The 12,074-nt window shown below is 72.8% G+C and carries 9 protein-coding genes; all 9 read right to left on the bottom strand.

The window, feature by feature from the left end; translation table 11 throughout:
* Position 1: 1 nt before the first annotated feature.
* Entirely contained in the window at positions 2 to 1,306 is a 1,305-nt protein-coding gene (locus ACIBW9_RS42430; RefSeq protein WP_398964213.1) for a flavin-containing monooxygenase, read from the bottom strand.
* 52 nt (positions 1,307 to 1,358) lie between these two features.
* Entirely contained in the window at positions 1,359 to 2,378 is a 1,020-nt protein-coding gene (locus ACIBW9_RS42435) for a zinc-binding dehydrogenase (RefSeq protein ID WP_398964216.1), read from the bottom strand.
* Between the two features lie 33 nt (positions 2,379 to 2,411).
* Positions 2,412 to 3,905 carry an aldehyde dehydrogenase family protein gene (locus tag ACIBW9_RS42440; RefSeq protein ID WP_398964218.1) on the bottom strand — a complete coding sequence of 498 codons (1,494 nt, stop codon included), beginning with the start codon at positions 3,903 to 3,905 and terminating at the stop codon, positions 2,412 to 2,414.
* A 54-nt stretch (positions 3,906 to 3,959) separates the two neighbouring features.
* The gene (locus tag ACIBW9_RS42445; protein WP_398964221.1) at positions 3,960 to 5,501 is read right to left on the bottom strand and encodes a GMC family oxidoreductase; all 1,542 of its coding nucleotides are present in this window, start codon (positions 5,499 to 5,501) and stop codon (positions 3,960 to 3,962) included.
* A 62-nt stretch (positions 5,502 to 5,563) separates the two neighbouring features.
* A complete protein-coding gene (locus ACIBW9_RS42450) occupies positions 5,564 to 6,808 on the bottom strand; it encodes a cytochrome P450 (RefSeq protein WP_398964224.1) in 1,245 nt (414 codons plus the stop codon).
* Positions 6,809 to 6,910: 102 nt separating this feature from the next.
* Positions 6,911 to 8,275: an aspartate kinase gene (locus tag ACIBW9_RS42455; RefSeq protein ID WP_398964227.1), complete on the bottom strand. Its 1,365-nt coding sequence runs from the start codon at positions 8,273 to 8,275 to the stop codon at positions 6,911 to 6,913.
* 103 nt (positions 8,276 to 8,378) lie between these two features.
* Positions 8,379 to 9,491, bottom strand: coding sequence for a 3-dehydroquinate synthase II family protein (locus tag ACIBW9_RS42460; RefSeq protein ID WP_200701707.1), 1,113 nt, complete (start codon positions 9,489 to 9,491; stop codon positions 8,379 to 8,381).
* A gap of 119 nt (positions 9,492 to 9,610) precedes the next feature.
* Positions 9,611 to 10,444: a 2-amino-3,7-dideoxy-D-threo-hept-6-ulosonate synthase gene (locus tag ACIBW9_RS42465; RefSeq protein ID WP_398964230.1), complete on the bottom strand. Its 834-nt coding sequence runs from the start codon at positions 10,442 to 10,444 to the stop codon at positions 9,611 to 9,613.
* Positions 10,445 to 10,620: 176 nt separating this feature from the next.
* On the bottom strand, positions 10,621 to 11,664 hold the full coding sequence (locus ACIBW9_RS42470; RefSeq protein ID WP_398964233.1) for a ParB/RepB/Spo0J family partition protein: 1,044 nt from the start codon (positions 11,662 to 11,664) through the stop codon (positions 10,621 to 10,623).
* Positions 11,665 to 12,074 lie beyond the last annotated feature (410 nt).

Below are 12,074 nucleotides of genomic sequence, written 5' to 3' on the forward strand. Positions count from 1 at the left end.
TTCAGGCCCAGAGCCGGCCGAGCGCCGCCGGTGAGCGGTGGCGCAGCGTGTTGTCGAGCTGGATGCCGCGCGCGACCCGCTCCGCCTGGATCCGGGTGGAGGCGATGAGCAGCGGCATCACAGAACCGCCCTCGGGCAGGCCCGCGTAGTACAGCCCCGGCAGGGTGCCCGCCCCCGCACGGTGCACCGGCATGCCGCTGTCGTCCAGGGCGGCCGGGGGCAGGATGCGGTAGTCGGGCACGAATCCCGTGGCCCAGACGATCGACGTGATGTTCTGGGCGGCCAGGTCCAGCCTGTCCCCGAAGTCCGCGAACAGCGAGTCGTCGAAGGGAGCTACAGGCGTGCGCTCGGGCACGACCAGGCCGTGCCGCGCTATAGCGGTGTCGATCGCCGTGAGGAGCTCGGACTCCGCGCGGGCCGCGGCCCGCGCGATGGCGCGGACGTTGTCCTCCAGGTGCAGGACGTCGCCCTGCGCACCGCGGACGGTGCCGACGAGGGTGACGCCCTTGCGGGCCAGCACACCGAGGTTGAGGTCACGGCCGCCGGCCTTGCCGGTGAGCACCGACACCCCGGGCAGGACCGGAGAGTTGCCGCGCCCGCCGGACGCGGACTCCAAGTTGCCCTCCAGCGGCAGCAGTTGCAGCCAGTCCAGGACCTGGGCGCCCCGGTAGCGGCGCGGCGAGGTCTTGTGGCGGCCGACCGCCAGGTACACCTGCCGGCCGGCGTCGCTCAGGTCCTCGGCGATCTGCTGGCCGCTGTTGCCCGAGCCGACGACGAGCACCGCGCCGGGCGGCAGGGCCCCGGGGGTGCGGTAGTAGCGGGTGTGCAGCTGGGTGATCGACGGGTCGATACGGGCGGTCAGTTCGGGCAGGCGCGGCGCGCAGTAGCCGCCGAGGGCGGCGACGACGTTGCGGGCCTCGACGCTTTGGCCGTTCTCCAGGTGGAGCCGGAAGCGTGCGTCGGGGTGGGTGGGGGCGTCGACGGGCGACTCCACGGACCGCACGGGCGTGTGCTCACGCACGTCGATGCCCGCCTGGGCCACGTAGCGCCGCAGCCGCGAGGCGACCTCGCGGGCGGGCATGTAGCCCTCGGGGTCGTCGCCGTCGTAGGGCATGCCGGGGAAGGTGACGGTCCGGTTGGGCGTGTTGACGCGCAGGCTCTCCCAGCGCTCCTTCGCCCAGGCCTGGCCGATCTCCCCCCTCTCGAAGACCACCGCCCGGTAGCCGAGCCGGGCGAGGGAGCCCGCGACCGAGCACCCTTGCTGGCCCCCTCCGACGACGGCGGTCTCGACGAACTCGGTCATCATGGCTGCGCTCCTGATCCGCTGGGGATGTGGTGTCTGCTCGCGCGGTGGTGCGTCATCGGCCGGTTCGCCCGCCGGTGGCGTCGGCCCAGGGCAGCACGACCGTCTTGCCGGTGGCCTGGTCGGCCTCCATGCGGCGGTGGGCGGTCACGATGTCGTCCAGTGCGAAGACGCGGTCGAGGTGGGGGCGGTAGACGCCCGCCTGGACCGCGTCGACGATCCGCTGCAGCAGACCCTGGCCGCTGCTGCCCTTGAGGGTGTCGCTGTGGAAGGCGGTGAGCCTGGTCCCGGTCGGGATCATGGCGATCGGTTCGAAGTCGGGGATCAGCCAGCCGCTGAGCGAACCCGCCACGCATACCGTCCCGCCGCGGCGCACCAGCCGCAGCGAGTCCGGCACGGTGTGGGTCCCCACCAGGTCCAGGACGTGATCCGGTCCGTCGGGCCACAGCGCGTGCACGGCGTCGGCCGGCGGCCGGCCCTCGTCCAGGAGGACGTGGTCGACGCCGGCCGCCTTCAGTGCGTCGGTCTTGCCCCTGTTGCGGGTGCTTGCCGCGGTCTCGATGCCGTGGGCGGCGGCGATCTGTGCTGCGGCCAGCCCCACCGAGGAGGTCCCGCCGCGGATCAGCAGCCGTCCCCCGCCGGGCAGGATGCCCAGGGCGTCCAGGGCGCCGTGCGCGGTCAGGTAGGTCTCGGGCAGCGCGGCCAGGACCTCCCACGGCAGGGTGGTGGTCACCGGCATCAGCAGGGCGTTCGGCAGCAGCGCGTACTGCGCGTAGCCGCCGTCGAATTGGCGGCCCATCTCCCCCATCACCGCCGCGACCGTGGTCCCGACGGGCAGCCGGGGATCGGTGGAGTCGGCCACGGTACCCACGCACTCGATGCCGAGCACGCGGGGGAAGGAGACGCTCGGGGAATGCCCCTGACGGGTCCTCAGTTCGGAACGGTTCAGGCCCGCACCCTCCACGCGTACGAGGCTCCAGCCCTCGCGGACCTCGGGCACGGGCAGGTCGCGGAGATGCAGGACCTCGGGACCGCCCGCCTCCACGCAGACCGCCGCGCGCATCGTCGTACTCACAGGCAACCACCTCTGCGGATGTCCGGATCCCGGTCAGGCTTCGTCGACGACGTCGAGGGAGGGGGCCCAGCGGGGGATCGCCTCGCGGCCGGAGGGCAGGCGCAGGCTGCGGCTGAAGCTGTACTCCTGCAAGGTCTCCAGGGCGTGCTCGCGGCCGTACCCGCTGGCGCCCACGCCTCCGAACGGGGTGCCGGTGAACGCGCGGTTGTAGTGGTTGACGAACACGATGCCGGCCCGCAGCTCGCGGCTGACCCGCAGGGCGCGCTCGGAGTCGCGGGTGAACACGCCGGCGACCAGACCGAACTCGGTGCCATTGGCGATGCGGACGGCCTCCGCCTCGTCACGGAAGGGAATCAGGCACACGACGGGCCCGAAGATCTCCTCCTGCGCGATCCGCATGTCGGGGGTGACGCCGGTGAACAGGGTCGGCGGCACGTAGTAGCCGTCGGCCAGCTCGGGATCGGTGGGCAGGGGTGCCTGCGCGGCGATGGTGGCGCCCTCGCCGACGCCGATGTCCAGGTAGTCCAGCACCCGCTGCCGCTGTGCGGGGCTGACCAGCGGGCCGACGTGGGTGTCCGCGTCGGAGCCGGCGCCGACCTTCAGCCGCCGGACGGCGGAGGCGAGGCGGCGGGCCACCTCGTCGTGCAGGTCGGCGTGGACCAGGACGCGGGAGGAGGCGGTGCACGCCTCGCCCTGGTTGAAGTAGCCGCCCTCGACGGCCCAGCGCAGCGCCGAGTCCACATCCGCGTCGTCGAAGATCATCAGGGCGTTCTTGCCGCCGAGCTCCAGCAAGGTCGGCGTCAGGTTGTCGGCGGCCGTCTTGATCACGGATCGGCCCGTGGTGGGCGCGCCCGTGAAGGAGATCTTGCCGACCAGCTGGTGGCCGGCCAGGTGGGCGCCGACCTCGCCGCCGCCGGGCACGATGTGCACGACGTCGTCCGGCAGCACGGACTGGACCAGCTCGGCGATACGCAGCACGGACAGGGGCGCCTGCTCCGGCGGCTTCATGACCACGGCGTTGCCCGCGGCCAGGGCGGGGGCGAGCTTGCCCGCGGTGTGCAGCGGGGGCCAGTTGAACGGCACGATCGCGCCCACGACACCGAACGGCTCGCGCACCGTGACGTCGAGCATGCTGCCCGCGTCGCGGACCTGGCCGGGCATCGCCTCGCACAGGCCGGCGAACATCTCGAAGATGGTGACCGCGCCCTCCAGGTCGAACTGGCGTGCCTGGGTGAACGGCTTGCCGTTGTCGCTGGACTCCAGGGCGGCGATCTCGTCGGCGTGCTCGCGGATGACCTGGGCGACCTTGTACAGCCAGCGGCCTCGCTCGCGTGGGGTGCGGGCCTTCCACGCGTGGTGGGCCTCGTGGGCGGTCCTGACGGCCTGGTCCACCCGGTCGGCGTCGGCCCCCTGGATGACCGTAAGGGGTCGGCCGGTGGCCGGGTCGTCCACGGTGAAGCGGTCGGCTTCGTTCTCGGACGACCAGCGGGTGCGCAGGACTTGTACGGCTTCGACGGTCGTGGACACGGGTTCCTCCTGGTAGTGCGCCGGGCGGGTCCGGCTGGGGCTGGTGGTGGGGGATCAGGTGCGCGGGGCGAGTCGTTCGCACAGCACCGAGGCGATCCGCTCGGCGACCACGATGGCGGGGACGTTCGTCGCGACGCGGGGCATCGCCGGGAACACCGAGGCGTCCGCGACGGTCAGTCCCTCGACGCCGCGCACGGCGCCGTCGGCGTGGACCACGGCGCCCGGGTCGTCGGGGCGGCCCATGCGCATCGTGGTGCTGCCGTGGTTGTAGTGCGCCGGGGCGCGGCGCACGGCGTCGGCCAGTTCCCGGTCGCCGATGTCCGGGCCCGGTATCCGCTCGTCGGCCAGCAGGTCGGCCAGCGGGCGGGTGCGGGCCAGGCGGCGGGCCAGACGTACCCCGTCGGCGACCCGTTCGGCGTCGTCGGCGGCGGTGTACAGGCCGAGGTCGATCGTCGGCGCGTCCCGGGGGTCGCGTGACGCCAGCCGTACGCTCCCGCGGGAGCGGGGCTGGACGCAGGAGACGAAGAAGACCATGTCCCAGCCGGTGGGGTGGTTCTCGGCCCGCGGCACGAACTGTTCGGGCAGGCTGCCTGCCGGTACGGCCGCCGAGGGCAGGATCTGTACGTCGAAGTCGGGCTCGCTCGGCCCGGTGGCCACGCTGAGGACGCTGCCGAACACCGACCGGGCCTCGGCCTCGGGCGGCTTGGCCGCATGGACGTTCCAGTAGGCGGGGTGCTCGGTGAGGTTGCGTCCCACCCCGGGCAGTTCGGCCACCACGTCGATGCCGAGCGCTGTCAGGTCGCCGCGGTCGCCTATGCCCGAACGCAGGGCGATGGCAGGCGAGTTGTAGGCGCCGGCGCTGAGCACGACGTGCCGGGCGGGGATCTCCTCCCCGGTGTCCAGCCGCACGCCATGGGCCCGGGTGCCGCGGAACAGCACCCGGTCGACCAGCGTCTCGCCGCGCACCTGAAGGTTGGGCCGGTCGCGCACGGGGTTGAGGTAGCCGATGGCGGTGCTCAGCCGTATGCCGTCGGCCGCGCTGAGCGGGGTGCGGGCGAATCCCGGCACACCGGGCGCGTTGAAGTCGGCGACCTCCGCGTGCCCGAGGCGCACTCCGGCCCGCTGGGCTGCGACGGCGTGCTGCCCCAGGTCCTGCGGGGCGGGCAGCGTCATGCGGTAGGGGCCGCCCAGGCCGTGGTACTTCTCCTCGCCGTACGGGTAGTGCTCCATCCGCCGGTAGAGGGGGAGCATCTGCGGGTAGCCCCAGGCGGGGCCGGCCGCGGCGGCCCACGCGTCGTGGTCGGCGGGGCGGGCCCGCATGGCGACGCAGACGTTGACGGCCGAGCTGCCGCCGATGACGCGGCCCCGCGGAACGGGCACCTCGTTGCCGAAGGCGTCCGGGACGGAGCGGTAGCCCCAGTCGTAGCTGTACGGGGCGTAGGTCGCGTCCTTGATGTCCGACGGTGTGTCGTCGGTGGTGGCGAAGTCGGGGCCCGCCTCCAGGAGGAGGACCGAGCGCCGCGGGTCGGCACTGAGCCGGTTGGCGAGGACGCAGCCGGCGGATCCGCCGCCGATCACGATCACGTCGTAGGTCATGGCGGTCGCCTACACGGTCCCGGGCCGGCCGGCGACGCTTCGCGGGCCGAGCGCTGATGCGGTCATGGTGCCGCCTCTCGCAGGGGTGGGACGTTCCAGTGGAGGTGCAGTTCCTCGAAGCCCCGCGCGATGACGAGGCGTTCGCGGGTTCGGGAGCCGGCGGGGCCCAGGCGCAGCCCGGGGAGCCGGTCGAAGAGCAGCGGGATGGCGACGCGCAGCTGCAGTCGTGCCAGGGAGGCGCCGAGGCAGGCGTGGACGCCGCGGCCGAAGGCCATCTGGTGTCGGCGGGGCCTGCCGGTGAGAGCGAACTCGTCCGGGTTGTCGAAGACGCACCCGTCCCGGTTGGCGGAGCCCCAGTGGACCATCACGCGGTCGCCCGGCACGAGGTGCCTGCCGCCGAGTTCCGTCTCGCGTGTCACGGTGCGGAACAGGCCCTGCACCGGGGACTCGAAGCGCAGGATCTCCTCGACCATCGCCTCGGCGGACGCCTCGCCCGCGCGCAGGGCGGCGAGCTGGCCGGGGTTCTCCAGCAGGGTGACCAGGCCGTTGCCGATGGCGCGGGTGACCGTGACGTGCCCGGCGATGATCAGGTTCATCACGATGCGCATCAGTTCCACGTCGTCGAGCCCGTGCTCGACGCCGTACTGCGCCAGCGAGGAGACGAGCGAGTCCTCGCCGGCCCGGTCGGTGTCGTCCAGCAGTCCCATCACGTAGTGCTGCATGGTGACGACGTCGCGGGCCCACTCGACCCGTTCGGCCGGCTCGCCGGTGCCGACGGACAGCTTCAGCCAATTGGAGCTCCACTGCCGCAACAGCGGCACGTCATGGGACGGCACGCCCAGGATCCGTGCCATGACGATCAGCGGCAGGGGCCAGGCGTAGCCCTCGATGATGTCGGCCCGGCCGTTTGCGGCGAACCGGCCGATCAGCTCCTCGGCGGTGTCCAGGACGAAGGGTTCCAGCGCCGCCACGCGCCGCGGTGTGAAGACGCGGTTGACGGCCACACGCAGCCGGGTGTGCTCCTCGCCGTCGCTCTCGGTCAGGTTCGGTGTCAGCGCCCAGCCTTCGGCAAGGACCTGCTTGACCTCGTCGGACTCGGGTCCCGCGGTGATCCGCACCGCGCTCTCGGAGGAGAAGGTCTCGGGGTCGTGGACGACGCGCGCCACGTCCTCGTGGCGGGTGAGGATCCAGATGTCCCGGCCGGGGTCGTGGAGCACCGGGCACTGCGCGCGCATCTGCGCGTAGACGGGGTAGGGGTCGGCCAGTTGCTCGTCGGAGGTGGGGTCGAAGGTCGGCGTGGCGGTCATCGAAGGCCCTCCGGCCCGGGCCTGGCGGCCGGGCCGCCCGGACGGCCGGGGTCGAGTGGGATGACGGACATCGGTGTTCTCCCTCGAGGTGTGGGGGCCGGGTCACTCGGCGGCGGCCAGGGCGGGCATCGCCACGTCGAGCTGCCCCGGCCCGGCGGCCAGTGGCCAGAGGGCGCGGCCGTGGTCCGGGTCCGCCGGGTGGACCAGGGGCGTTGCCGGTTCGGACAGGAAGGTGTCGTGGACGATCTGGGTGGCCGCGGCCAGGTCGCTGCGACCGGTCAGCACGCTGAGCCGGTTGGAGGTGACGTGGAGGTCGGTGCGTGCGGCGCCGACCGAGCGCAGGGCTTCCAGCAGTCGCAGCGGTGCGTACGGCTGCCGGCCGATGCCCAGGCCGACGACGGACAGCCGGGCCAGGTTCGACGTCCAGTGCGCCTCGTCGAGGCGGATGCCCCGGTCGGTGTCGGCGAGCAGTTCCCGCATCTCCTCCACGCTGTCCTCGGGCAGCGTGAGCGCGATGTCGCCGGCGTCCTCGGTGCCGAGGTTGCCGTAGCGGCGCAGCTCGACCTCGGTCTCGCGCTCGACCAGTTCGCCGAGCAGGCGCAGGACGTGGTCGGAGGTGATCCGCCGCAGCACGCAGCGGACCAGGCCGGAGCGCCCGGCGACCCCGGCGATCGGGCGGAGGCGGCCCGCGGGCGTCCAGAACTCCCCGGACGCCGCCCCGGCCGCACGGCGGCCGTCGCCCACCCAGGTCTGCGGGCCGGTCGCGGCGCTGTTGGAGCGCACCTTCAGGTCGACGCCGTGGGTGCGCGCGTAGTCGACCGAGTCGGAGGCGAGCACCTTGGCACCACTGACGGCCAGTTCGGCCATCTCCTCGTACAGCAGGGTGCTGTGGCGGCGGGCGCCGGCGACCGTGCGGGGGTCCGCCGTGTAGACGCCGGCGACGTCGGTGACGATCTCGCAGTGGTCCGCGCCGAGCGCGGCGGCCAGGGCGACACCGGTGGTGTCGGAGCCGCCGCGGCCGAGGGTGGTGCGGGCCCCGGTGGCGATCGACTCGCCCTGGAATCCCGCGACGACGGGGACGGCTCCGCGGGCGAGCTCCTCCCGCAGCCTGCGCGGGTCCACTTCCACGATCGTGGCCCGGCCGTGGCGGTGGTCGGTGCGGATGCCCGCCTCGGGACCGCTGAACGAACGGCTCGCGACGCCCTGGTGGCCCAGCGCGAGCGAGACCAGTCCGGCGGACGCGGCCTCGCCCGTGCACAGCAGGGCGTCGAGTTCGCGTGCGTCGGGGCGGGCGGTCACCGCGGAGGCCAGCCGCAGCAGTTCGTCGGTGGCCCCGCCCATGGCGGACACGACCACGACGACCTGGTTGCCGTCCTCGCGCGCCGCCCGGATCTGCCGTGCAGCTTCGATGACCTTGTCAGGTGTGGCGACCGACGTTCCGCCGTATTTCTGAACTATGAGCGCCATCTCACGCACTCTCTTCCTTCAAATCCGTGGGACGTGGAGGACGTGGCCCGAGCGCCGCGGTGACCGCCGTACTCCACAGGCGGTCACGTGACCGGCGCGGCCTTCACTGCTCGTGGAGGAACTCCCGGATCGCGTAGCCGACGTGGCGCTGGTCGGTCATGGTGTGGCCGAGGATGACGTCGCCGGGCCGCAGCTCGGTGAAGTTGTGCACGCTGCCGCCGGGGCCGAGCGCCCGCACGTGCCAGTCGTCCTGACCGACCATGTCCACGAGCTGGCCGCTGCGGGTACGGGCCTCGATCCGCAGCATGGGGCGGGACTCCATCTTGATCCGGCCCACGACCACCGTGCGCACGCTGCCGTCGGTGCTGACGGCCAGGATCTCCGAACCGCAGTGCAGCTCGGACAGGTACTGGGTGCGGTTGCCGGGCGTCAGGGTGTAGGAGGACAGGGCTGCGGCGTTCACCCGGAACGGGCGGGTGGGCATGTACGGCAGCGGGTGGGTCTCGCTGCTGACGAGGACCAGGCCGGTGGAGTACGAGCCGACCAGGATGCCCTCGTTGGGCCGCAGGTGGGAGCAGGTGTCGACGCAGACCCGGTCGCCCAGGCCGAGGTGGGTGAGCTGGACGATCTCCAGCTCCTCCATCTCCAGGGAGGCAGCCTCACCCCGGGTGACCTGCATCAGCTCGGTGGCGTCGCCGACCCGCTTGGGGGCCAGGAGCACCGCGTCCGAGCCGCGCTCCAGCACGCCGAGGGTGGTGGCCGCGTCCTCGACGTCCTCGACGACGGTGACGATGGAGCCCTTGGCCTTGTCTGCCGCGGCCAGCAGGATCTCCAGCGGGATCTTGCTGGGGTCCTGGCGGAACTCGACGAGGGTCAGGTCCGCCTCGTTGGCGATCCGGCAGGCGAGGTCGAGGGTCTGCTCGTCCAGCACCTTGACCAGGACACCGGAGCGCAGGCCGGGACGAAGTCCCTCGAACTTCTCGGCGATGCTGTGGTCGGCGATCAGGATGTCGACCACGTCGACGAGCTGGTCGATCAGGGTGGTGGGTGTCTCCCCCGTGACGACGGCGGCCTTCTGCACGTTCGGCGGGACCTTGCCGGCCAGTTCGGGGTCGTCCAGCACCACGGTCTCGATGCCGATGTGGGTGCTTTCCTCGACGATGGCGGTGGCGAGTTCGGAAGCGGTGCCGCGGAGGTCGATCCAAGCGGATTTCATGTTCGCACCTTTGATTGTGGGTGGCTTGCTGTCGTGGTCGCGCCTGGCTGTCGGTGACGGGTCGTCACGATGTGCGGTGGATGGCCGGCCCGGTAAGGACGGCCGGGTGGGTGCGCCTGTCAGACGGTCGCCTCGGACAGTTCCTGGCGCAGGACGGCCAGGTCCTCGAGCGAGCGGGGTCCGGCGTGCACCCGGCGGGCCACTGAGCGGGCCAGTCCGCCCGGGTCCGCCGCCTGGAAGACGTTGCGTCCGACGGCGACGCCGAGCACGCCGGACTCCATCGTGCTGTCGATGAGGTCGAGGAACTTCCCGGTGTCCTCCAGTACGCCGCCGCCGGCGGTGACGACCGGGAGAGGGCTGGCCGCGACGACCTCCCGCATCGTCAGGGGCGAGCCGGTGTACGGCAGCTTCACGATGTCGGCGCCGAGGTCCGCCGCGACGTTCGCAGCGTGGGCCAGCAGGACCGGGTCCCTCGGGTCGGTGATGCGGGGGCCGCGCGGATAGACCATCGCGAGCAGCGGCAGGCCGTAGCGGGCGCACTGTCCGGCGACCGCGCCGAGGTCGGTGAGCTGGGCGGCCTCGGTGTCCGACCCGAGGTTGATGTGCACGCTGACGCCGTCGGCGCCCAGGGCGACCGCCTCTTCCACGGCGCCCACCAGGATCTTCGCGTCCTTGTCCGGCGCGTGCTGGGTGCTGCCGTTGAGGTGGACGATCAGTGCCATCCGGCCGAGCGCGTCGGCCGGCAGGAACCTCACGCGCCCCTTGTGGACGATGATCCCGTCCACCTCGTTGGCGGCCATTTCCTCGACGAGTTTCGCGAATCCGGCAGCGGAAGCCACCGGGCCGTCTGCCAGCGAGTGGTCGAGCGGGACCAGGAACGTCGTCCCGGAAGTCGAGTGGACAATTCGCTGAACCCGGCGATCCTTTCCGGTCCAGCCGTATGCATCGGTCATTTTATCAACACCCCGTCCCAAGCCCGGATGACCAGCTCAGTTATCCGGTGCGCATTCGACACGCTTTCTGCGGAAGTTTTTCTGCGGTGTTTCCGGTGTTGCCTCAACGACCAAACCAAGGAATTCACCTGTCCGTCAAGCCCCGCATTTTCTCGCTTTTCAGTGTGTGGCGCAGGCTACTTCTGCTCGGGCGGCTGCGCCCGGCGCTGCGACACGCGCGCGGCAAGGCCCTGCCACGCCTGCACGCTCGCCTGCGCGAGTTCCGCGACGAAGTCGAGACAGTGGTCGGGTAGGTCGAGGACGAGCCCCTCCTGCGCCTGCGGGTCGATGGCGGCCACCGCGAGGATGCTCAGCAGCAGGCGGCCGGACTGGTTGAACCGCAGGGACGGATCGGTGCGCAGGGAGCGCAGCAGCGCGGTGGACCGGTCGAGCTTGCCCTGCCCCGAGGGCGCGGCCGGCGCGCGCCCGGTCTCCACCTGGCGCGCGGCCGGGAGACGGCGCCGATCGGGGATCACCGCCCTGGTCTCCCGGTGGAGCTGGTCGCGCACGTCGCGGACGGTGCCCGGGGACACGCCGGCCACCGCGCTCACCGCACGCAGGGAGGCGGCGGGTTCACGCAGGAGCATCTCCTTGGCGCGCGCCCGCCCGGCGGCGGTGCTGACGGGCCGCACGCGGCCGTCCCTGCCGAGCCTGGTCTGGCCGCCGGGCCGCCCGATCGCCTCGCGCAGCGCGGCGATCGTCTTGGGCGAGAGCCCGACGGCCGACGCTATGGCCCGGTTCGACCAGCCTTCCTGCTCGCACAGGATGCGGGTGGCCGCCGCCTTTCGGTCGACCAGCGACAGCGGCAGTCCGTGCCGTACGTTCAGCCGGACCGCCAGGACGAAGGCGCTCGCGTCGTCGCCGTCGAACCAGCGCGCCTGAATGACCTCCTGCCCGCGTAACCGGGCCGCGCGGACCCGGTGCACGCCGTCGACGACCCGGTTGGTGCCGCGCTGCACGACGATGGGCGGCAGATCGGCCTGCGATTCCGCCAGGATTCGTATGTGCTCGCCGTTCTCCCCCGCGGAGCGCGGCGAGTGGGACAGATCGAGGTCCGCAATGGGTATCCATTCCGTTTCCGGGCCGGCGTCCGAACCGGCGTACCCCGCCTCGGCGTCCACGCGATCCGGTGGGTGAACGCGTGCGTCCCGTCGTTGGAGCACTGCTTCGCTGTCTGCCACGGTCGACCACTCCTCAGCCACACCTGCCGCTGCCGGTCAGGGGCCGCAGAGCCTGTGTGCACTCCGACGGACCCAGCACAAGAATACCTTCGCCAAGGTATCTTTTACAGCGCTCCACAGCACCCTCCGCGGGGGGGGGGGGGGGGGGGGGGGGGGGGGGGGGGGGGCCGGGCCCCGCGGGGGGGGGGGGGGGGGGGGGGCCGCGCGCCGCGCCCCCCCCCCCCCGCCCGCGGGGGGGGGGGGGCGCCCGCCGGGGGGGGGGGCCCGGGGCCGCGGGGGCCCCCCCCCCCGGCCCCCCCCCCCCCCCCCCCCCCCCCGGGCACCCCCCCCCGCCCCCCCCCGTTCGCCGGTCCCGGCCGGTACGGCCACCGGCGGGGCGTGGGCGAGGCCCATCGGCAGCGCCACCGCGC

The sequence above is a fragment of the Streptomyces sp. NPDC049541 genome (genome assembly GCF_044465725.1).
Lineage (GTDB): Bacteria > Actinomycetota > Actinomycetes > Streptomycetales > Streptomycetaceae > Streptomyces.